18 protein-coding genes are annotated in these 22734 nt (G+C 57.4%); 8 read left to right on the top strand and 10 right to left on the bottom strand.

The genetic code is table 11. The features are described from left to right. Positions 1-318: 318 nt before the first annotated feature. The 10 genes from MESS4_RS08730 to MESS4_RS08680 form a co-directional block, all read right to left on the bottom strand. Positions 319-2679 carry a hypothetical protein gene (locus MESS4_RS08730; protein ID WP_157385539.1) on the bottom strand — a complete coding sequence of 787 codons (2361 nt, stop codon included), beginning with the start codon at positions 2677-2679 and terminating at the stop codon, positions 319-321. Between the two features lie 161 nt (positions 2680-2840). Next, entirely contained in the window at positions 2841-3443 is a 603-nt protein-coding gene (locus MESS4_RS08725; protein ID WP_157385538.1) for a hypothetical protein, read from the bottom strand. A 697-nt stretch (positions 3444-4140) separates the two neighbouring features. Further along, positions 4141-4878 (bottom strand): hypothetical protein, encoded by a 738-nt coding sequence (locus tag MESS4_RS08720; RefSeq protein ID WP_006329007.1) that lies wholly within the window; start codon positions 4876-4878, stop codon positions 4141-4143. Then, a complete protein-coding gene (locus MESS4_RS08715; RefSeq protein WP_006329005.1) occupies positions 4875-5174 on the bottom strand; it encodes a hypothetical protein in 300 nt (99 codons plus the stop codon). The genes MESS4_RS08720 and MESS4_RS08715 overlap by 4 nt, the downstream gene beginning before the upstream one ends. Before the next feature lie 225 nt (positions 5175-5399). After that, positions 5400-6119 (bottom strand): M12 family metallopeptidase, encoded by a 720-nt coding sequence (locus tag MESS4_RS08710; RefSeq protein WP_006329001.1) that lies wholly within the window; start codon positions 6117-6119, stop codon positions 5400-5402. 69 nt (positions 6120-6188) lie between these two features. Then, positions 6189-6578 (bottom strand): hypothetical protein, encoded by a 390-nt coding sequence (locus MESS4_RS08705; protein ID WP_006328999.1) that lies wholly within the window; start codon positions 6576-6578, stop codon positions 6189-6191. A 32-nt stretch (positions 6579-6610) separates the two neighbouring features. Continuing rightward, positions 6611-7825, bottom strand: coding sequence for an MBL fold metallo-hydrolase (locus MESS4_RS08700; RefSeq protein ID WP_006328998.1), 1215 nt, complete (start codon positions 7823-7825; stop codon positions 6611-6613). After that, the gene (locus tag MESS4_RS08695) at positions 7825-9669 is read right to left on the bottom strand and encodes a hypothetical protein (protein WP_006328996.1); all 1845 of its coding nucleotides are present in this window, start codon (positions 9667-9669) and stop codon (positions 7825-7827) included. Before MESS4_RS08695 ends, MESS4_RS08700 begins: the two co-directional genes overlap by 1 nt. A gap of 871 nt (positions 9670-10540) precedes the next feature. Continuing rightward, positions 10541-11884 carry a hypothetical protein gene (locus MESS4_RS08690; RefSeq protein ID WP_006328994.1) on the bottom strand — a complete coding sequence of 448 codons (1344 nt, stop codon included), beginning with the start codon at positions 11882-11884 and terminating at the stop codon, positions 10541-10543. 542 nt (positions 11885-12426) lie between these two features. Next, positions 12427-12819, bottom strand: coding sequence for a hypothetical protein (locus tag MESS4_RS08680; protein ID WP_006328991.1), 393 nt, complete (start codon positions 12817-12819; stop codon positions 12427-12429). A 1403-nt stretch (positions 12820-14222) separates the two neighbouring features. Between MESS4_RS08680 and MESS4_RS08670 the strand changes: the two genes are divergently transcribed. The 8 genes from MESS4_RS08670 to MESS4_RS08635 all read left to right on the top strand — a co-directional run bounded on the left by MESS4_RS08670 (position 14223) and on the right by MESS4_RS08635 (position 22713). Continuing rightward, positions 14223-14639 (top strand): hypothetical protein, encoded by a 417-nt coding sequence (locus tag MESS4_RS08670; protein WP_006328986.1) that lies wholly within the window; start codon positions 14223-14225, stop codon positions 14637-14639. A gap of 187 nt (positions 14640-14826) precedes the next feature. Continuing rightward, positions 14827-16260: a tyrosinase family protein gene (locus tag MESS4_RS08665; RefSeq protein WP_006328985.1), complete on the top strand. Its 1434-nt coding sequence runs from the start codon at positions 14827-14829 to the stop codon at positions 16258-16260. Positions 16261-16293: 33 nt separating this feature from the next. Next, entirely contained in the window at positions 16294-17142 is an 849-nt protein-coding gene (locus MESS4_RS08660) for a hypothetical protein (RefSeq protein WP_006328984.1), read from the top strand. 10 nt (positions 17143-17152) lie between these two features. Continuing rightward, positions 17153-18367 (top strand): SCO family protein, encoded by a 1215-nt coding sequence (locus MESS4_RS08655; protein ID WP_157385537.1) that lies wholly within the window; start codon positions 17153-17155, stop codon positions 18365-18367. Between the two features lie 272 nt (positions 18368-18639). Continuing rightward, the gene (locus MESS4_RS31130) at positions 18640-19377 is read left to right on the top strand and encodes a DUF2182 domain-containing protein (protein ID WP_006328982.1); all 738 of its coding nucleotides are present in this window, start codon (positions 18640-18642) and stop codon (positions 19375-19377) included. Next, positions 19329-20021, top strand: coding sequence for a DJ-1/PfpI family protein (locus MESS4_RS08645; protein ID WP_006328981.1), 693 nt, complete (start codon positions 19329-19331; stop codon positions 20019-20021). The genes MESS4_RS31130 and MESS4_RS08645 overlap by 49 nt, the downstream gene beginning before the upstream one ends. Positions 20022-20302: 281 nt before the next feature. Further along, complete coding sequence (locus MESS4_RS08640) at positions 20303-20629, top strand: hypothetical protein (RefSeq protein ID WP_006328980.1); 327 nt, start codon at positions 20303-20305, stop codon at positions 20627-20629. After that, positions 20626-22713, top strand: coding sequence for a multicopper oxidase domain-containing protein (locus MESS4_RS08635; RefSeq protein ID WP_006328979.1), 2088 nt, complete (start codon positions 20626-20628; stop codon positions 22711-22713). The genes MESS4_RS08640 and MESS4_RS08635 overlap by 4 nt, the downstream gene beginning before the upstream one ends. The last annotated feature ends 21 nt before the right edge of the window (positions 22714-22734 follow it).

The following is a 22734-nucleotide window of genomic DNA, read 5'->3' as shown; positions in this document are numbered from 1 at the left end:
ATGCCCCTCAAGCTTGCTCAGCCCTCAGTTGGTGCTCCAATTACTGCGAACAAAGAGACATCCGGAAGCACACCAAAGAGAATAGAGAAGCAGCGAAAATGAGAGCGGCTGCCAGAAGACGCCATCCCACTCAGCGTTGGCGCGTATGGCACTGACCAGCTGAATTGGGTCTCACAGGCTGATAAGGGTAGCAAGCAAGCCGGGCGTGCACGCGTCGCTCGGCCCAAATTTTGCACGAGGTTAAGGCGGCCAACGGACCGACCTCGGTCGATTGTCCATCCACTACAACCCACATGCGGCTGGATGAATTGTCCTACTTCAAAAAAGCGAGATAATAACCTGAGGAAGATGCAATTCGAACGCTCGTTCACACATCTCCAGCAGGTTTGGCCAAACCGAAGGCATCAAGATTTTCACAATCACCCAAACAAGACAGACCTGAACGGCGATGCCCGCCAATGCACCTACAATGATCTGAAATGTCCAGACCAATGCGAGTGCGTTGCGATCGTGGTATAGCGGGGCATCGTCAACTGGCATCTTCTTTAAGATCAGCGCGGGAAGGCCAGGGAACCCGCACATGAGCGAGGCGCCTCCTACCATCAGGTTTAAAGCGCTTGGGATGAGTGCCGACCCAACAAGTGCATACACCCACCAGAATTGCGGTGCGGACGGATTTGAGTCGAGGCCCCGAAATATCCTTGACAATTCCAGTAGAGGAGCTCCCGTCCCGCAGCTCCCAACACCACGACCACATTGTACGACCGCGTTCAGAAACTGCACCGCTATGACTAATGACAAGGAAAGGCACACGACAAGCAGAACCCCAACTGCAGCGTCAAGAACAGCGTAGAATAAGGGCCACCATGCCCTGCGCTCCAGCCCTCGATGCATCAGGGCACGAGTCAGGCCGACCGAAAACCAAACGAAGGGCGCACTGATGAGCGGCAGAAACCCAATGTACAGGGCCATTGGGCCCGTCTTGCCCCATGTAGCCGTTGCGCTTGGCAGCCAAAAAGCAGCCCACCCACACATGACCAGGAGAATCAGCCAAACGAAAAAGAGGTAACGTCTGCGGGACACTTCATCAAAAAGTGCCTCACGACGAACAGTTACGAAGCCCGCCACAACTACGGCAGTTACACCACCTGCTGCTGCGCCCGCGATCCAGTTGAATGAGCCTAACCATCCGAAGGTTATAATTCCCCCGATCACCCCTGCTACGACTCCTATCCCCGACACAGCCCCGCGGAAAGCAAACCTAGTTTGCGAGCGGCTCATACAAACTCCGAGGGCTGCCGCCCCAATCCCAGCGAGTATGAAAACTCCCGATTTCGATGCCGTTGGGGCACCCCCTGCTAACGCAGCGAGCGCTACGGCGAAAGCTCCCCCGGCGATTGCTGATGCGGCGCTGAACCAACTTTTGCTACGAAACAACAGCCAGAAGGAGACTGCCTCGATCAGCAGAGCTACAAATCCTAGAGCGAGATGCAATTGGTCGGCCTGTTTGTTAAGTCTAATTAACAGCTGCGCCTGATCTACCTTTCCTGAAATACTCCAAAACAACAGGATGCAGGTAAGCGGGTACGCCGAGGCGATCAACAGGCAGCGATCAAATGAATGAATCGTCCATAGCGGCACATTGTTCTTTAGTCTCAAAAACCTGTGGACTACTGTCAATTTTGCTCGATGCGCGTCTCCAAAAAACTCATCAGTTCCTTCAACAATGTTATACATTGCCAAAATGAACAGCCTCGACGTATAGCCGCCGCGGCCTAGACTTCTGCGCAGCCGGCCGTAATCCTTTCTTTGATGAGGTGGATTTCTGCGGTCTCCGCTAGCCAAGATGCCGCTGATGCGTTCAAAAATAACGGCACCAACAAGCGCTATAAGCCCAGTGAAAACTCCGGCGGTGAGAGCGCCTGACCCCAAAAAGACAATGCCGCCGGCGGCTGTGGCCATGGCCACATATAATGCCGTCTGAAGGGGCGTCCTGGAAGGCAGCAGGACCGGTATCCATGCGCCAGTCCCCGCGCTCTCAAAGATCGTATCGAAATCGTCCGCGGTTAGCCTGCGGTCGCCTTTTTGTGAGGCTACCTGAAGAGCATGGGTGACCAACTGCTCGAAGGCCATTTCACTGTCAGCCCTTGATTTGCCTTGGGACCTGCCTCGGCGAACCAACTCAGCCTTGATTTCCCGTTCAACCGAACTCGCGTCCTCACTTTCCCACTGCCATGATATTGGCTTGATGAGGGCGTCGAAAAGCTCCTGCTGCGTAGCCCTCTGTATGAAAAGCGTTATGTCAGGCTCCAGCGATACAGTGGACAAAAATCGCTGCAAAAGACCAACGATCCGATCGCGCTCTTCTGCATTAGTTGTGACTTTCGCTCTCTCCCACAAAGAAAGTCCGGCCACTCGGCGCCCGAAGTTCCCGTTGTACTCCACTGCGATGCGAGCAATCGATATATACTGAAAGAAAATCTTTTGGTCTGGATTAAGCCGTCGGTGCCTCCAGAAATTACAAAGGCTTTCCCTGACCGACTTTGTATTGAGGGAAATTGCCTCATTGACCCTTTTTACAGAAACTGTCTTAGCACCTTTCCTTCCAACTTGGTCAATGTCTTCTGCACCCTCAAGGTACAAGATTTCATCGGGCTTCAGATGAATCCAAAATTTCACGCTCAGTAATATTTGGTACCTGTAACCGCCTATCGCTGCAGACGCGTCCCTGGAAGCGACGCCGACAACAGGCCTTGTCGAAGCCTGCGGGCGTTGCGGTCTTCTTACTAGCGCTCTACGGGCTGCTACGGCCATGTGGGTGCCCAACTCGACACAATGAGCTATGCCTTATTCTCGTTATCGTCTGCACGAAGAGATGACTTAAGAATGGAGTATGACTCGATAAGCTTATTCTCCACTACGGCCCAATCGCTTTGCTCCATTTCATGCCTATCTCGATATTCCATAGCTTGCGCACGACGGATGCCCGCCAAAGCCACCTTATCAATTGCCACACCGTAGACTAAGGAGGCAACGCAAGCGATACGAATACCATACTCGGAGGGCGGCTTATTCTCGCGTCGAGCCTGCCACCATCCCAATTCTGTGAGGGCCACCTCTCGCGAACAAAATGTCGAGGGCGCCCCGATAGCGATAAGATCATAATAACGCTCGAGTGGCGGAAGAGCCCGATGCGCCTCCTCGGCAGACCGCGATGCCTGAAATAGCCGCGCTGCCTGTGCAGCAAAAAATCCGAGCTTAATGCTAAGTGACGGCGAGTAGCCAACGTGCCGCCCGCAGCCAAACATGGTCATAAACAAACCTAGGTATCTGCGTTCATAGTACCGCTTCCACATCAACGCTTCAGCCTTGCCCATGTATGCAGGTTGAAACATTGTTATGTCTATTTTGGTTCTCAGCTTTTTTGCCGGTTTGATACCCACTTGCCGCAATCGCGAACTCGAGCGCTCCACATCTCGCACCATCATCTCTATTCTACCCCATCACTTGCGGCATTGACACCATGTGCCGCTGAAGGTCGGTGAACTGGATACAGTGTCGTCTCCGTCTTTTTGGCACAGTACCAATCTTGATGGCGCAGTAGCTGATCGAGTTTGCCTAATAGCACTACACGCGACGTTGACGGTGCGATGACCAATTGCGCACCTAGTCATGCCTCGTGACGACAGGATCCTAGCCGATAGCAAACCCTTCTGACCTTCCCTGAGCCGATCTAATGGCAGGTCTTCTCCGCATAATTCGTTTTGTTGGCGATGAAACTTAGGTCGCCTGCCGGGCGGCGTCGGCCGCCGGCCCAGGAACTGGTCAGAAGTGGCTCGCCATGCCGCGCGGGATTTTTGATCCCTGAAACCAATGACGAATTGTGGAGCGGTCGAAATTCTCGTCGTCGCGGACGACGGCGCGATGAGATGCCAATAGCTGTCGCGAAGGCCCGTTTTAGTGACAAATTTCGACCTACCAAGAGCGGATCTTCGCTCATCAAATTGATCTGGCCTCGCTGGGACGAAGGGCCAGCGATTTTATCGGCGCAAGCGCATTCCACCCAAGCGCGGCGTCTCGGTTCGCTTTAGTTCGGCCAGCTAAAATTCTTTTCGTTCGGGTAGTAGGCACCCTGCCATTTTACCGCTGCGAGCCCGATTGATCAGACAGTCGCGAGCGGTGTGGATCGGCCTCATATTCTTCGGCATCGAATCGCATCCGCCGCGAGAGATTAGGCAGTCGAACGGTTTGGTCGAGCAACTCACGGTTCAAGCCGCACATTCCGAGAAGTTCGATGATCGCGTCAAGGGACCTTTCATGCAGCGCGAAAGTTCGTGTCGAGAACGGCAAATGTTGCGCGCTATAATACCAATCACCCAATGAGTGTTCCCCGGGCTCGCCAATCACCCATGGTAAGGGACCATCAGGGCCGATCAGGCGACCAAACCTGTGCTCGAACTCAGTTTTGAGTGGTCCGCCATCGATCAACTCGTCAATGAAATCTACGAGATATGGTGCGCCAATCAGGCGGAAGGCGGCGCGATAGTCACGAAGGGCGATTCGGCAACTCACTGAGGACGTACTATCCATGTCACCATCGCCGGCTGCGGTCCCTGTGCCGGTACCGACTCCTTCGGCACCTGCGCCACCCGACTGCCCTTGCCCCGAGAAAGGCGCGGAAGCGGTCTCAGTGACATGCAGGAAGCAGGAGGTGGTGCCAGCGGTCCAGGTGCTCGCCGGCAAGATCGCGGTGGCGACAGCGGCACCGTACTCAATCCGGCCAGCAATCGTCTTCGTTCCAAGGTATCCCTCAACCTGGCGGGTGTATGCATTGTCAGCCGTCACCTTTACCCGATGTGCCGAAGCTGCTGAACTCATTGAGCCCTTCGCTTCGGCCAATGCCAAGCCTGTCGATTCAATGTTCGCGCCGTCGTAGAGGAAGTCGGCCAGCGGCGAGGGGAGATGTATTGGTCGGCATAGTCGAGCCAAGCATAGCCAAGCTGGTCGAGATAGAGATGGCAGAGCGCAGCACCGATGCGGCCGGTCAACGATCGCCGCATGTCAGCACCGATGTGAGCCATGTCGCTGGTAAAGCCAAAGTCAGTGCCGAGATCGTCAACGAGCGCTGCGATCAGCGCCTGGTCGCTACGCAGCAATGCGGAAACCACCAACATGTTGGCGCTCCCGAGCGCCGTTGTTTTGGCCAGCGCCGCGTAGTGCTTAGATGGCGGAGCTCATGCTCGTTTGCAGTGGAGCCGGGACGAAGCCATTCGAAGAGCAATGGGAGTGGCTGCGCGCCGTTTGGCCAAATAGCGTTATGGATTTCGAACTTGCTAGCCAAGGTGCAGTCATACGCGTCCTACCTCAAGAACGGAACCAAGAGCTTCCACTTAAAGCGCTCACTTAGGATAGACGGAGCCGGCAAACTCGTAGTCGAGCTCATCAATGTCGGTGCCGCCCGCGATCGGATCGCCGGATTTCGTGATCTCACCAGGGATTTCATAGCACATGATCGAGTTGCTGTCGGCGCGGGGCGTGCCTAGGAGCGAACCATCCTCGATCGGCGTCAATACCTGCTGCTCGACCTCATCCTCGCTCCAGCCCTGCGTCTCTCCGAAATACTGAACAGCGCGTTCGCGGTCGATCAGTTCGACAAGCTGTCGGCGCATATGCTCATGCGGGAAGCCGAGCGTGTGCCCGGTCTCGTGACGCACGACGCGTTTGAACTCGGATTCGCTGGTGGCCATGGTGAACGCTTCAAGGTTCATCGTCGGCTGCTCCTTCTCGATATGAAGGATATCGGTACCGAGATACGACCAATAGCCGCCCTGATCACCATCGGCGATGCGCGCGATCCGGACCTGCGCCTGCTTTCGCGTCTCAACGAACGAGACGTTTGCGCTCTTGGCCCAAGCGTTCATGTGCAGAACGATGCGCTCGCGCAAGTCAGCCGGCGCGTTGTCAAGGAAGCCGACCGTGAGCCGAACCCCACCAGCAGGCCAGCGTCGGGGAATGAGAACTGACAACGTCGCGCGGTTTGCCGCCACCCCCGTTCGTACCAGTTCGTCGATGACGCGATCAGGCAACCGCCGTGGTGTGCAGGTCAGTCGAATCGTCATTGTCAGTCTCCTTTCTCGATCGGCAAAATCACAGGGTCGGCGGCACCAAGACCGCCGCGCGGGGAAATCCTATTGTTGTGCGTTGTCGGGCCGGTCAGCAGGCTTCTCCGGCTTTGCCGGAGGCGTCGACGTACTCTTGGGTGGTGGCGTCGGCTTGGGTTCAGCGCCCGGCAAAGCATGCGTCGCGAGCGCCGCGATCGTGGCGAAGAGAATGGCGCCGATCAAAGAGGTAACAGCTGGTCCGATCTTGCCAAGGCTGTCGGCGAGCGCGGTCGCCTTCAAGAGGTCGGTCATTTCGGGGACCGACGCCGTAGCCAAACCTCGTGCCCGATCGACCATAGCTTTCGCGGGGGCAACTGGCTTCGGAGAGAAGAGCCCAAAGCTCTGTACGACATACAAAATGAAGCAGATGACGCTCATGCCAAGCGTGATCAAAATGATCCAAGCTGCGCCGTCCATAATCCAATCCCCCTCAATCGATGCTCAGTTCCTCACCCAGTCCACTCGATGTAAAGCCCCTTCGACACCCCGAACGCCGCGCCGGCTACGTCCTGTTCGGCGTCCGTCCGCGCGATTTTCGCCTGGCGTTCGTTGAGAGCGGCCAGCAACTTCGCGCGCGGAATGTTCGGCCATTGCTTTACCGGCTTGGTCGAGAACAACGCGGTCAATGGCTTGAGGATGATCTCCTCGACCAAAGCCCTCGGCGTCGCGTTATGGCTGCCGTGATGTCCAACTTTGAGCAGGTCTACCTTTTCAAGGACCGCTCGGCATTTCTGATCGGCCATGATCGCTTGCCACGAGCCCCATTGCGCGTCGCCCGGAAACAGCATGAAGTAGCCATCCGCCTCCACGACGATGACTAGGCTCGTGTTGTTGATGGCCTTGTCCAGGGCCGCTGCCAACACGCCGGAGGGCTGAACCAGCGACTTCTTGACTGCCGCCCTTTCTTCGAAGCGAAAAGTTTGCCGGGGTCCGAGAGGTACGAAATCGGGATCGCTGATCTGGTAGCGTTGGGAAAACGGAGGACCGACGCGCCGCTTTGGAATGCGTGTCGGCCATTTCAAATATCCCGCGCCCTCTGGCGGATCCATGCTTGCCAACGCCTTCGCGTCGCGCGTCGGGCCAAGCACATGAAAGGTAACGCCCGCCAGGCCAATGACTGTCCGAGCTTCGCAGGTTGTATTCGCATTGGGCAAAAACGCCCGCTGGGGCGCCCCGGCGAAGCCGCTATGGAGCGTGGTCATTGCTTTTTCATTGGTCAACGCATTCAGCGCGATGGCCTGGAGGTTGCGCGCCCTCGCCTGAGCGATCGTTTCTCGTGCTGGCGTGCGTTCGAGCGGATTTTGGTTGCTAGGTGCGCCGGCAAGTGCCAACGCCAAGGCCGAATGGCGTTTGCGGATTTGGGTGGCGCGCGGATCCTTTGGATCCTCCGTCCATGGCATCCAAACTTCGCCGACCTCGACGTCGGCCCAGCGCGGATCATCGAAGCCCCAAACGTGATCCTTATGCCGATGCGTCGCGATCACCAGGGTAAGGCGCCCTCCGGAAGTCTTGATGATGTCGGAAACAATCTTATCGAGCTGCGCCTTCTTTTCAGTGATCGTCCCGCAATCGATCAGCACATATTTCGAGCCAGCATCATCGTGAAATCCGAGCAAGAAGCAGTCGCCGAAGCCGACCTCATACATCCGGATCGTGCGTCGCATCACAGCGCATCCTCATGTAGCGCTCGAAGACTCATCCGTGCTGCCATGCGGTCGCCATACTCGGACTGGTCGAGATAGTTGGTTCTTGGATCGGCCTCATCGAGCTCTTCGACGAAAGCACGCTGCTTGGCCACCCGAGCAGCCGCACGGGCCGAAATCGCAGGATCGAGCGTGTGCGCTGGCAACGGCTTCGCTATGACGTAGCGCACGGTCCCATCGACACCGATGATGGCAGTGGTGCCTCCCCTCACCGGAACGCCTCCCCAATCAGGGTCGGAGGCGGTCGTCTTGTCAGTTTCGACGAACTGCGCGACGAGTTCGATCTGGAGCGCACCGGAGGGCGCGACGCGGAATACGGCGTTAAATGCCGACACATACACGTCCGGGCGCCCTGTGAGCTGCAGCGCCTTACTGTTGTGCTGCGCATAAGCGACCAGCGCGTCTCGCATCGTCTTCGACGCGTCGCTGCCGCTTTCTTCATTCATATCATCGCTTATTGACGCAGGCCGCTCATCCGACCGTTTCGCAATCTTGGGGTCACTCGAGATCTTTGTGAAGCGAGCCGCTTCACGCTGCAGCAGTTCCGGCAAGAGGGAGCTGAGACTGTCGACGACTGGTGCCGTTCCGGGCTCGGCCGCAGGCCAGCGCAAAGATTCCTCTGCGAGCGACGTCGCCCCATCGGGATAGATGCCGCGTCGCCGAAATCCTTCGATCAGTGCTGCGCGCTGCCCCCAGGCGTCGTCTGGGTCGAGTTCGAAATCTGCGGTCACCAGCGCTCGCAGATAATCCCCGAAAGTTATGTCTACCGGCGGGAGATAGTCGAATGCGCGGATGCACATATTGAGCTGACGCTGCGCCGTCTGTGCGGCCTCGCTGGCAATCCTGGCGACGAGATCGGGATGAAGTTCGCCGGGCGGAAGCTTCCCACTGCCGCCTGTGGCGATGCGAACAAGGTCTGCAATGCGTGACCTGAAGGTGGTCAGAAACCCATCGAACACCGCCGCGACCAGGATAGCGCCCCGCGCGTGCGGCTCAGTCACATTGCCGTAGCGGCGCGGGTCTGGCGTTGCCGTGTCTATCGCCGAGCGGAGAGCTTTGCCGGCACCGGTTGCTTCGCCGAACTGTCTTGCCAGGTTCACCAGCAGCGAACCATCGACGATATCGCCTCCCCCAAGTCGAATTTCATCGATAAGCAGATCGCGGTAGGAGAAGTGCTGGAGAAGCGCCACGATGTCAGAAAACCCCTCGTGAAACGCCAGCACGTCAACGTTTGACGGTTCCAGAAAATAGCGGCGGAGCCGATCGACGATCGCATGCGTCATCTCGTGAACGATGATGTCGTGGCTGAGGCAGGTGAAAATCGTCTGATTGGGGATGTTCGGTCCAGGCTTGGCTGGGTCAGCCGAGAAGTAGCCGAACAGCACCGCGTGTAGATCGCGATCGTAAAAGGCATTCTCACCTTCGAAAGCGTGCGGAAGAAGGCGCAGCTTATTCCGTACGTTGCTCTTTTTCAGCGAAACTCGGCGACCGAGCGCCCGATCGAAGTTGGTCAGGGTTCGGGAGGCGACCGCATAGACCATCTGTTGATGGAAATGCGGATCGGCTTCCGAAGGCGCGAGGCCAGACTGCATTAGGATAGAAGGATGGTCGAGATCGACGGCATCGTAGAACAAGTCGTTCTCAGCGTCGTAGTCGACGACCTCTATGCGGGCGCCGATCGGCCCAGCATCGAGCGGTTCATTCTCAATGCCGATGGTGGTCGTTCGAGCAACTTTGTAACCGCGCGCTGGATCAGTCGCATAGATCCTTAATGGGCGCAGTGACGGCCGCGGAATGTCGAGCATTGCAATCCCCCCACCCCACCCGAGCGGAATCAAGATGCGACAATTCGATCGTAAGGTAGGATCTCACTCGAAGAGTAACGTAAGGCCCGCCTCGTGGCTAGACTGTAAGTAAAATCGCTCGGTTACAAATTCGTCTCCTCTCGATGGCATTGCCAGCATTGTCTTCACCGAAATTCTCCGATTCCGCCTCGGCCTAGCCTTTATTGATCGACGATTCCCGCTTATCGCACTCTGCGCCTCGTAGATCGCCATCCGAGCATACCCCCTGCTGAGAGTATAGAGCGGGGCAGCCTTTGCTCTTTCTGCCAGAACGGTGTGCGTTCCTGGATCTAGCGACTGCTTCCGATTCTCCTGCTCCGAGGGACAAGCGTGAACGTCTCACCTCGGGAGGCAATCTAATGCGTAAATTTGTGCGCCCCATATCGGACTTCGCCTCCGATCAATTCCAGTCTTGATGGAATGTCACTTCCGAGGGGCTTGCCTACGTCAGGCGTTAGCAGCTTTCGGAAGCTTCTTAATCGCCTCGGGGCTAACGATATTGAAGAGGTTGAGAATGACCTGATCGGTGTCGGAGAATAACCATCGAAGCGAAGAGCAAGAACTCCCGACCATTTGTTAGAAGAAATCCGCGTCGCAACTTTGGCCGCACCGGCCCTGCCCGCTACTTCAGACCTGAACCCACAAAGTCGGAGAACATCATTTATAGAAGCGTCGGAGCGACGAATATTCAGTGCAAATGCGCTCTCTCAGGCCTCGCTCCGTTGCCGCTTCTTCGCCGCGTCCGTGTTCCAGAGGGTCCTGCCATGGGTTCTTTTTGGTGCGCCTTCTCTGCCTCTGTCATGATATTTTTCCGATCGGCCGCCGATCTTTTTTATGACCAATCGCCCGCGCGGAGATCCCAGCGCATAAGGTTGTACAAGGATGAGACGTTGCACATTGCCAGCCCATCGCCTTGAATCGTGATATCGCTATCTTCGTCTGACTCCGCTCTAGCAGTGATCGGGGCCACAGTGAGCGGCAGAGTCTCGGGGATGGTATCTCGATGCTCGGACACGGACCGCAGGATTGTCTTGCCCGACGGCTCGTAGATTGCGAACAGCCCCCTCCGCCATCCCCCACTCTCACCCTCGCCGACCCAAAAGCGCATCCCATTGTGCTCGACAATCCAGAAGTCTTGGACGAGGCGCTCGGCGTCCAACGTTTCCATGCTTTGCCCCAAGAGGATCGTGCGCAGCACGTGCGCAGCATTCATTGCGCCGCAAACCAAAAAGACGGACTCGTAGTTTGCATAGGCGATGCGGCCTCTTGGCGAGCGGCGTTCGCCCTCTCTTCTGCCCCCATCGCCAGGCGGCTTGCCGAATCCGCCTTCGCGTCCCGACAATTCTTGATGCATCAATTCCTTATGCATTTGCCGTGCTTGCTCGGTAACCTGCGGTGCTACCTGTTGCTGGTAGCTTGCGGCAGCCGAAAGCGAACGGACCGGTACCGGGGAGGGAGCGTCCGCGCGAATCCGCTGCGGGCTTGCAAGCGCCAAGGTCGAAGAGCTCGCACCGGGAACAGTGCCGAAGGCGATAGCATAGCCACTCGCGACGACCAAACCTTTGGATCTGGCGCCTATCATATGCCGCACCTGCTCGTTATATGCGTCGCGCGCCAGCCTGCGAATTGGTCCTCTTTTAGCCCTTTGCTTCGAAAGGCTGCCCTTCGCCTCAACGACAACGATACTTCCCGGCGGAAATCCATGCCCCTCAGCCGGATCGTAAACGAAGTCGGGGATTTTCCGGGATTTCTGCTTGCCGGTCCGCCTCAGTTTAAGCTCGCGCGCGTTTGCAGACCAGTAAAAGCCCATGCGTTGCATGATAAGGTCCGCTACCGCCGTTCCGACTTGCGCAGCCAATGATGTTCGTTGTTCATCCGCCTCGATATCGATCTCATTTGTAAACAGGAATTCCTCATCTGCCGCATTGACGAACAAATTCAAGTGCGCTGCCAAGTGAAAACCTTTCACTCGCAACCATTCTAGCCGCTTCTCAACGGACCAATGTTGGATCGCTGACTGGTGAGAGGTCGTTCGCGCAAGAGACAGGCAAAGATCCTCGAACGTGAACGAAATTGGGTTCGGACAGGCGAGTTCGGGTTCTGCAAGTTTCAGGCTTTGTCGAACAAAGACCGGTGTCAAATCCGTGATCAACTTGGCTGCTGGATTCCAGTTCATGGCGCCCTCCGATCGTCGCATCTGCTGCGCTTTATAGGCTTGCGATAAATCCGCTGGCAGTCGCTGTCTTATCTCCGCACTCCCTCACCTCTCGATCCCTTTGGGCGTTACTCGGGTCGATCGAAAACCATCTGATGAAACCGCGAGGCGAGGCCATCCTGCGCCAAAAGGTGCGGGTCGTTGAGATTGACTGGATCGTAAAATTGCCCGCTGACCGGTCGATATCGATGACCTCGAGATAATCATTGATCGGACCGGGACGGAGGTTCTCCTCCCAGCTTTGCTCCGACGCCAGCTTGATGGTAGCCACATTGATCCCAGCCGTAGCTGTCGTGGTCGAGGCTTGGGGATCAAAAGCATAAACACGCAGCCGTCGAACCGGTGGGGGCGGATACTCACTCTTTTGACCCATTGCGCCCCCATTCAGGTCAACGATGGCGCGCCCGTGTGGCGCTGACAAATCCAAGTCGCAGTTTGTGTGGAGTTTTCAGTGTGACTATCCAGGTAGCGAAGAAACAATCGTGGCTATCCACGTTTCCCGGCTAGGCCTTTAGTGCATCGTCCAAGATAACTCTAGCATCCTCTGGTGTCTCCCTAACAGCGAGCCCTTCTCGAAAACTAAATTTCAAGACAGCTCTGGCTCCAGGGTGATTGATGGCAGGTTTTGCCTTTTCGATTTCTAAGACATTTCGAGCATTGACAACGGGTTTGATATCACCTGCGGGTGCCGTGAAGGTTCCCAATTTCTGGCCCGCTTGCTTGAAGCGATCGGAGATCTTGTCCATTTTTTCAATTGAGTACAGGCGCTGACCACCTATCCTTATCGCAGTCGTATTGGCAATTTCCCAGTCGAACGCTGGTCGGAACCACAGAAGTTGAGTTGGATCGACCGCCTCGGTGTCACCTCCAGGCATCTGTATTATTATGAGCGCCATAACAGTCTCCTCCAGCTAGTAACATCCATATGGGACGCTTCAGCCTACAACTAGTCAAGTCCCTCGCTGGATCGGGCTGCAGCAAATAGCAGGATGTTTAGTTCGCTTATCCAGGTTTTGTCTGGATTGGCGCCCATTCCTGCAGCTCCGTTTTGATTGGTGGCAGGTGTGACGGCGCCGGACCGATGTAAGCGTTCCATCCGGCCTCGTGCACGATCGTCTCGTGGCCGTCCTGCGCGAGATGGAAACGGAAGTCGCCCGCTGCCAGCGGGCGTGCACCGTAGGTGCCGAAACGGCTTGGTTGCCACCATGCCCTCCAGGGTATGCCTGACGAGCGAACAACCCGCCCAGGGCAGGTGCGGGTGAATGGGCAGGACAGTGTAGCCGATCTGAACCGATGGCGACAGGCGCCCTAGAAGGTTGCAGGCAACGAGTGCTGCTACTTGCCCATCGTAGCTGGCAAGATAATCGGGAGACCGGTGATCGTGATTACCTGCGTTGGGTCGAGCGGTGACGCGCCGTAGCGACGCATGCGATCGTTCAGCCGGTCGTAAAACTGTTGCTGGTCCATGGCCCGCCTGCCGGAATGATAATGACGTCGTCGTCCGAAAGCTCGATCCAGCCGTGCGGCTTCTGCCACAGATAGGCGCCGCGCCGGCCAGCGCGAGCAGATATCGTCCATATTCAGGCAGCACGATTTAGGCATATCCCGGGTAACGGAGATTGGCGCCTTCGACGTCACCATCGCTATGGAAGGCTTGGCCCGGATGGGTGTGGACCTGGGCCACGACCTGCAACTCAAACCGCGCCGCCGCCTGCATGCACGACACCATGGCGCGAGGCAGCACATGAAAGCTGCCCGCCGTCGTCCGCGCCTCGGGCGCGAAGACCGCGACAGCAAGGGTGACGGCACCTTCGGTCCGACCGAGCAGATAGGCGATCCCTCATGCCGCTGCTGCTGAGACCGGACTAGCGCAGCCATCAAGTCCTTGAGCGCATCGGCGGTCACTAGCAACCTGGCCGGCTGTGGCTTGATCAGAATACTTTTCGGCTTGCGGCCGAGAAGACTCTTGAGCCAGTCGGGGATCATGCTGCCAGCCTATAACAAATAACGACATTGAGGTCCCGGACGGAAACATCCCTTCTCCCCACTGCCAAGAACAGCGCGCCGGTTTCTCCGCGGCTTTTCGAACGCTTCTGCGCCAATCAAATACTTTAGAAAACACACGCAAATACTTAGGAAACAAAAACAAACGTCGTTGACAACCGCTTTGTATTCCAGCGTAAGAACCGAATCTCATGATTTTCCGCGCCGAAGCGTCAGTTTTTAGCGAAGACCCTATTGCGTTCGAAATATATCTCAGACACTATATAATATCGACTATTCGATCAATAGGTGCGTAATGCTTACCGGCGATTGGATTTATCGTAGTTTTCTCAATGATAAGAAGCTGGTGGCTGGCGATCCGCAGGCGGCCCTCGCTCTTATTTTTGGCGAAGGGGTCATGCAGATCAATCAGGGAGCGTCCGGCTACCTGTCCGGAACCTTCGATATGGGTGGCGGATACGTGCTGGATCTTGTCGGAAGTTCACTGGCGCATGCAGGAAGTGGCCCGCCCGGCTTCGAGGTTTCAGGCAAGGGTCGCGATGGGACGCCAACCGAGGGCTGGCAGTACGACTACCGTGGTGCGGAAAATCATGCATGGCCCGACGGCGTCGATCAAGTTCCGACGCTCGTCGGTACTGTGATCCGCAGCAAACCGCACGGTGGAGCGCCTGCGGGATACTCCGCTTCCTTTATTTGCGTCCTGGGGAATTGAAGTTTCAGCTGGCCATAGCCGTGCGCTCCGGAAATGCCGTCATGTTCTCTTCATGCTGGTTGACCGTGACCCTGTCGGCCGATGCATGGCGGTATGTCCGACTGGAATGGCTGGACAGAACGCCGTAGCTACTTTGAACCCGAAGAACACTTGGACGCTCTAGTGAAGATTATCGGAGGTGCTTCATATGGCGGTTTCTCTACGGCCCTACGGCTCTGATTCTCCGGACAGCGGCTATATTGCCTGGACCCCTGTGCCGCTGGTTGTTGCCAGCCCGCTAGGTGGGACCCTTCGCATAAGCTCTCGTTCCGCCGTTGGTTCGGCTGCAAGAGTTGTTTTCTTGCAAGATCGGAACCAGCCGCCACAATCGGAAATCGAGGTCGACCTGCAAGCAGGGGAAGAGCGGACCATTTTCATCGCTGGCGAGTTCCAGCCTGGCGAACGGCATAGCGGTGCGAGCGTGGACGCCAAAGACGTGACTCTAGAGGCGCGTTGGTCGCATGAACCCGAAACCGTCGTAGCGGCGGTCGAGATTATGATTCGGGTGCGGCGCAACGCAAACGAACTGAGCGATCAGGCTCGCAATGACTTCTTGTTCGCGCTCGCGAAACTGAATGGAATTCTCGTAGACACCGACCCCACTCCGGGTCCTGGCCGCGGCATTTACGTCACCGACTTCGTAAAAATGCATGTCCAAGGAGCAACAGACTCTGAACATGGGGATTCTCACTTTTTGCCTTGGCATCGTCTCTACTTGATGGACCTGGAAAGACTGCTACAAGCGATTAAGCCCACGGTAACGCTGCCTTATTGGCGATTTGATCAGGCTGCGCCCAATCTATTCACGGAAGGCTTCATGGGCGCCATAGATGAGATTCCCAGAGACAGCCGGGAGCCAGGAGGAGCGATCGATAGTGGAGCTACTACGCCCCCCGCGCGCTTAGCCCTTGATAATCCTCTCTCCCGTTGGCAAATCGGCGATGTCCAAGGTATTCCGAGGACTGCCCGCTTTGATCCACAAAGCGGGGAAGCGACCGGCTTGGTACTTCCAGACGGACGGGACTTTCGCCTGACGAGCCAAGACGTTACGCTTGGAATGGGTGGTGGCGTGGCTCCCGACGATCCAGAAGAAGCTAAGCTCGGAAGTCTCACACTACCTAAGAGTTTTGCTCGAATGGAAGGCACCCCGCATGGCGCAGCCCATATGAGTTTTAACGGTCGCATCAACAACGTCCCGGTAGCCCCGGAAGACCCTCTGTTTTTTCTATTACACTGCAATATCGATCGTCTCTGGGCTCTTTGGCAGGGCATGTTCGAGCGCGACGACCAGAACGACATCCGCACCTATCCCTACCAGCAGGCGGGGGATGCAGATCCGTGGGAAATTATCGACGCCAGACAGTGGCCTTGGGATGGTGGGACCTCCCAACCAGGAAGCATGCTACCTCCGGGGACTCGAAAAGAGAACTTTACCCGGTCGGACCTTGTAGTAAACTTCCCGAATAACAGTCCGCGCATAGAAAACGCGATCGACCCATACGCCAACCACAACTCGGATCACTATCTGGGCTTCGGCTATGACGACGTTCCGTACAACCACGTCGAACCGCCCATTTCCTAAAGTTGCCACTTGGCACTTCAAAGGAGACACCGCATGACCAAAATTTCAGACTACAGAGATCAGCTCCTGCAGCAGGTCCAGAAGGCAAGCGACCAACTTGATGCAGGCACCCAGGAAATATTGGACTTGGCGGGAAGCGATGAGCAGATCGCCGCGCTCATTGAGCGGCTCGCGAATCCCGCTACGTCGGCGGCCGACCAACTCAGTGCCATCGGCACTCTTACAGTAGTGGGCATCTTTTCCAAGGTGCTGCCAACACGATCGGCCGAGCTGACCAACGCGCTGCGTGGGTTGATCAAGTCGCCCGATGCCGAGGTTCGGCGCCAAGCGCTGTCCTTTCTGTCGCTTAGGGGAGACGAGGTTGCCCAGCAGCATCTACGCTCTGAGTTGGAATCGGACAAACCGGAGGCGGAAAAGTCCGTGCCTACGTATCAGGCCATCGCCATGCTGGGCGCGGACGAGAAAGGCATCGACAAGGACCTCCTGCTTGCCATCGCTCAAAACCCTCCAGACGATGCAAGCCTGATTCAAGCTGTCCGGCACCTGCCGGCCGATGCTGACACTGCCCCGGTTCTGACGAAAATCCTTCAAGACGAGTCGAAGCCTTTCGCTGCGCGGGCGTTAATACCGGACATCGTCAACAACTTCGATCCTGGTGGGTTTGCCTCCGTCGCGAAACGGATGCTGGAGGAACAGGGCGCTGCAAGTGAAATTGCACCATACTTGGCCCGTGGTGTCGCCAGCATCAGGCCGCACAAAGACCAGAAGGGGGTCGAAGAGGCTCGAGAGGTCATACGCTCAATGGCGCCAACCGCTACCGTCTTGTTTCGGCAGGCCGCCGATCAACTGACGCTGCCCGCCGGAGCCCTATCGAACGAGTGAGGACAATCCCGTGGGTGACGTTGGCTCAGAGGTCCATGAAGAAAGACCGCGGTTGGACGGCTCCATAACGGAGCAGAGGTTCGCCTCGTTTGTCGACAAACAAAGGCGGCGTAGTAGCGAGGCAGCGAAGACCTTGTTGCCTTTGTTGTCGGTGAGCCATGAGGTTTTCCGCGGTCGTTCCGCCGGGTCAGCGACAAGGATGCGCGCCTATGCCATGGCAGCATTCCATGACAGCGGCCTCCCAAACGATGCGCTTCCATACGTCGTAGAAGTTTTGGAAACGTCCTTCCGTCCCAACTTGGTTGCCGCGGCAGCCCGAGCCATCAAGGGTGGAGCCGCCCCCGACGCTCGACTGGCCGATTACCTAGTCCGTGCAATTTACAACATTTGGCAGAACGACCAGCCAGTAAGCTTTGAAGCTTATGACGTGACTTGGCCGCTCACCAGCTTCTCCACGGCACTATCGGAGGTGTTGGAGGCGGTCGCCTGGCTGGGACCAGCCGCGCATCATGTTGTTCCAGATTTGGAGGTTCTGCTTTCTACCTATTCGGCGCGGTTTAGCCCGGAAACCCGTGCCGTGATCGCCCGCTGCATCGAATCCCTACGGTCATATGCCGCGACCACTCCCCGGACGTGCTGCGGTTCAGCGCCGCTGATCGAACCCGGCATTGTGACGACTGAACACGATCTCAATCTTTCTTCCATTGAAGTTGAGGACCAGGATGGTGGCAAGTTCGAGTGGGGTTACTTTTTCCACGGCAAACCGAGTGTCGTGGCCTTTTTCTACGCGACATGCATGAACCCTCGAAAGTGTGTTCAGACCATCTACAACCTCGTGGAAATTCACAGAGGCCTGCTGGATGCAGGGCTTGATGGCCAGATCAGAGTTGCGGCAATAAGCTACGACCCTCACCGGGATACAGCAGCTGTCCTGCGACAATACGGCGAGTCAAAAGGCGTGCCCTTCGGTGCGGACTTCAAGATGATGCGCGTGCCGTCGCAGTTGAATAGCGTGGTTGATGCCTTTGACCTGGGTGTCAATTATGGCGGCAATCAAGTCAATGACCACCGCATTGAACTTTACCTGCTCGACAGCAAGGGCCGGATTGCTCACCGGTTCTTGAGACTTCAAGCTGATCCCGGGAGCGTCGTTGCCGAGTTGGCGCGACTTGCGAATGTCCCACGCAACAAGCACATGGCCTGCCATTCAGGTGGCGGCCAATGAACGATCGGTGTGACGTCGACAGAGCGGTCCATCCGCTATTTTTCGCCCGATTCCAGGAGAAGAGAGCCTCTCCGCACGACCTGGAGAGGGCGTGGTGTCGAGGACATTTCGAACCATGAACGAACCTTGCGCCCTATTCCCGGAAGAAACACAGCTGTCCATGACGGCTGTGAAGTATCCGGCACGGAGATGCTTGTCGTCTCGTTGGCCAGATGGTTCGGGTCGCGGGATTTCTGCGGAGAGAATAATCGTCTACCGGCAGGAGCAATGAGATGCGCGCGGCAACCGTTGCGTGGCACTCACTGAGGCATCTGCCCGTGCCGCTCCAACTGGCGAGCCTTGCGGGTTGGTTGCTGGCGGTAATGGCGGACTATAACGGGCCTCTGGCGTCGCTTTGCCTCACCTACGCACCGGATGCGGGAGCAACGATGGCGCGCATTTCAGTCGCGTTCGACAACGCTTCACCCCTGCTGCTTTTGTCCTGGTTCTGCATGCTTCTGGCAATGATGCCGCCATTGCTCGGCAGTCCCCTGCGACATGTCTGGCAGGGCAGTCTGCCGAGCCGCCGCCTGCATGCTGTAGCTCAGTTTTTATGGGGCTATGCTGCTGTCTGGTGTGTCGCGGGCCTCGCCCTTGTGCCGATCTCGCTTTTGTTTTTTGGTCTTTTTGCGGAGCGCGACCTGTTGCGAATCTGTTTGGGAGTCGCGATAGCGCTCGCCTGGCAGAGGACGCCGATGAAGAGAAACAGCCTTCGGCTGTGCCGCGCGCGCCCGGTTGTGGCCGAATTCGACTCCAAGGCCGAGGGCGATCCACTGCGTTTTGGCGCGACGCATGGCATCTGGTGCGTGGGCAGTTGTTGGGGGATGATGCTCGTTCCGCTGCTGGCGCCAGGCTTCCTGCACACGGCGACAATGGTGCTTATAACATTCGCGGCCGTGGTGGAGCGGGGACCTGCGGCATCGTGGGCGAACTGGCCCTCCACACGATCGGTATGGGGCGGCGCGAGATGATCATCGGCATTCCGGTCTACAACGACGTCGACCTGTTCGACGTGACTGGCGCGCACGAAGTCTTCAAATGGATTTCGGATCCGGCGGTAGAGGTTCGCCTGATCGCCGCCAGTGTGGAACAGCCGATCGTGACCCGCGACGGATTTCGCTTCCTTGCTACGCATAATTTTCAGCAGGTCGCCGCGCTCGATGTCCTTTGGGTACCGGGTGGCGATCTGCGGGCGCTTGCGGAAATGATGAGCGGGAGAGCGGGTCACGAGTATATGTCCTTCCTGGCGACCATAGGTGCCAGGGCGAAATGGGTTTGTTCGGTGTGCGAGGGCGCACTGCTTTCCGCCGCTGCCGGATTGCTCGACGGCTATGAGGCAACAACGCACTGGAAGTTCATCCCTTGTCTGCGGCAGTTCGAAAAGGTGACGGTCGTCGACGGCTTTCCGCGCTACCACCTCGACCGCAACCGGCTAACCGGCGGCGGCATCTCCTCGGCCATCGACGAATCGCTGCATCTTGTAAGATTGCTCAAGGGCGATGATGTCGCGCGCGGCATCCAGCGCACGCTGCAGTATTTCCCGGAGCCGCCATTCCCGGCTGATCTCGTTGTGCCGCCCGCCTGCATGTTTTCCTGGACCAAGCCTGCAGCATGAATGCGGATGTATCGTGCGTGCTTACTTGCCGGAATCTGAATCGAGCGTCGCCCTCAATCACGATGAAGCACTTCTCTGTCGACAAAATACCTGTTCTAAAAATCATTTTTAGAATGTTGATGATTGGTATCGTGATTTTATCATCTGCAATGTATTGTCTGAATCCGGAATATTTGGCAATGTAGCTGAGACGAAACATTTCTTATGTAGATAAATTGCTGGCGTGTTGTGCGCGGCGCGAACGTATTGCTGTCTGGGTTCAATGGACGGGGGCGGGTTGAATGTTTGTCGATATTCGCCGTGTGGATGATGTGATCTCATTTGATCCGGAGGTTCTGTCGCTGACGATTGCGCCAGGGTCGCCTGAAGTGGTGGTGTTCCGAAACAACGACCGCAAGGCCGGGCACTGGATCATGCCGGTGGGAAGATCTGAGGATCAATGGTTTCCGGAGCCCCTGGCTCGCTGTACGGATCCAGATTTTCCACCAGTCAGCAGCCATCTGATACTTACCAGCGACGATGGCCCGAAAGAGTATCCCTACACCTGCTCGAAACATCCCCACCGTGACCCGGCCGAAGGCGGCAGCATCAAGGTCAATATGCCATGACGAACCCGGGCGACCAGAAGGCTGTCCGGTCAGGCGGAGTCAACGTGCCAGTGCCGCGTCTGGCTCGACGGCACTTTCTGGCGGGAACAGCGGTCGCGCTGGCGCTTGCGGCCTTTGGTGTTCGGCGAAGCCTGGTGCACGAGGCGAGAGCACAACCGCTTGCGCCCGGGCCGGCATTGCGCCAGATCGGCGAGATCCGCAGTGCCGGTGGCCGTTTGCAGGCGGTTTTGGGCAGCGCAAACATCCAGCGGCGTCTTCCCCACGCGACTGAAACAAAGACGCTGCGGCATTTCTGGGGACGCGACGTGCTGACGGGTGCCATATGGCCGCCACCCAACGATCGTGAGGCAATGAACCCGGGGCCCACACTGCGCGCCCGGGTCGGCGATTTCGTCGAGATCAAGTTCTTCAACCAGATCGACGTGTCCGCCTTCGGCGATGCCGGCATCGACCATGCCGAGACCGGCGCTCAGAACGGCTGTGAGATATTCACGATGGTCGATGGCTTCCAGATCTACCCAGAGGGATTTGGCGACTCGTTTCCAAACTGCTTCCACGGATCTAGCACGACGAACGTCCATTTCCATGGTTTCCACGTCTCTCCGGACGGGCTGGGGGACAACGTGCTGCTCAAACTGCGCCCCAATCCTCGGCTCAAGGAGGAAGAAGTCAGCGGCTTCTTCGACGGGATCTTCGAGCGTACCCGGCGTGGAGACCCGCCGCGAAACTGGGGCGACCTGCCGCCCGGCCTGACCGCGCTGCAGAAAAAAATGCTTGCAGACTACGACGATGCCGCAGTGTGGCACGGAGAACCGGGCGCTTTGCCGACGGCCAACCGGCTGCTGCCGTTACTGAAGGAGCAGATAGCGGCGGGGCTGTGGCCACAATTCGAGATCGGTGCGCATCCGTTCTCGTTCCAGATCCCGAACTTCGCCGATTCGGACGCAACCGCGCATCACCACGACGCGGCCGCAGCTGAGCCACTTGTGGCCGGACAGGCGCCTGGCACGCACTGGTACCACACACATGTGCACGGATCGACCGCAATCAACATGTATCATGGCATGGCGGGCGTATTCGTGGTCGAAGGCGAGAGCTACGACGACAAGCTCAAGGCGCTACTGCCCGGCCTGGTCGAGCAAGTCATGATCGTGCAGCAGTTCGCCGAGTTTCCGCCCATGATCGTTGGATCCAGCGAACTGCCGGTCCTAACGGTGAATGGACAGGCCCATCCGACGATCGCCATGCGTCCGGGCGAGGTGCAACTGTGGCGGCTGGTCAATGGCAGCGTCGACAGTATCTGCAAGATCGTCGGTTTCCGAGCTGATGACGATGTGACGGCAGACACGCTGCCCGAATGGAAGCAGACGGCGCAGGATGGGATACAGTTCGATCCGGCGACCTATGAGGCCCAGCCGTTCAGAGCAGGCGGGAACCCCCTAAGCAACTTCGCGCCCGGAAACCGGATCGATCTGCTGGTCAAAGCTCCTGCGCTTGCCTCCGACACGCCAAGCGCCGCTTTCGCGCTCGACGTGACCCGCGAAGGCTCGGGGGCGAATCCATTGCTGACGCTGACCGTGAGCGGCGAGCCTGTCGAGATGACGCTCCCGAGGGAAGCGAACTTTCCGCCGCGACCAGGCTTCCTCGACGACATCACGGATGAGCCGCGGATTGCCCGCAAGATCACCTTCTCTGAAGACGGGAAGGGCCCCCAGATCGACGGCCACCACTTCGCCGACGGACAATACGATCAGACCATGATCCTCGGAGATACAGAGGATTGGACGCTTTTCAACACGACGACAACGGCGTCGCATCCATTCCATATCCACGTCAATCCGTTCCAGGTTCTGGAAATATTTGACGGAAAGACCCTTTACGAAGTGCCCACGCCAAGACCTTGGCAGGACACCGTCGCGATCCCACTTCGGACCGATGCCAATGGATACGTAAAGATTCGGCATCGTTTTGACGATTTTGCCGGATCGTTCGTTCTCCACTGCCACATTCTGGAGCATGAGGACCGGGGCATGATGCAACTGGTCCGTGTCATCCCGAAGGCATCGGTGGCGCGACATCACTGAACCCAGCAATCAAACAAAAGG

Source organism: Mesorhizobium sp. STM 4661 (assembly GCF_000359125.1).
In the GTDB taxonomy this organism is placed as follows: Bacteria; Pseudomonadota; Alphaproteobacteria; order Rhizobiales; family Rhizobiaceae; genus Mesorhizobium.
The sequence above is the reverse complement of the archived record's forward strand: the minus strand, read 5'-3'. Positions and strand labels throughout refer to the sequence as shown.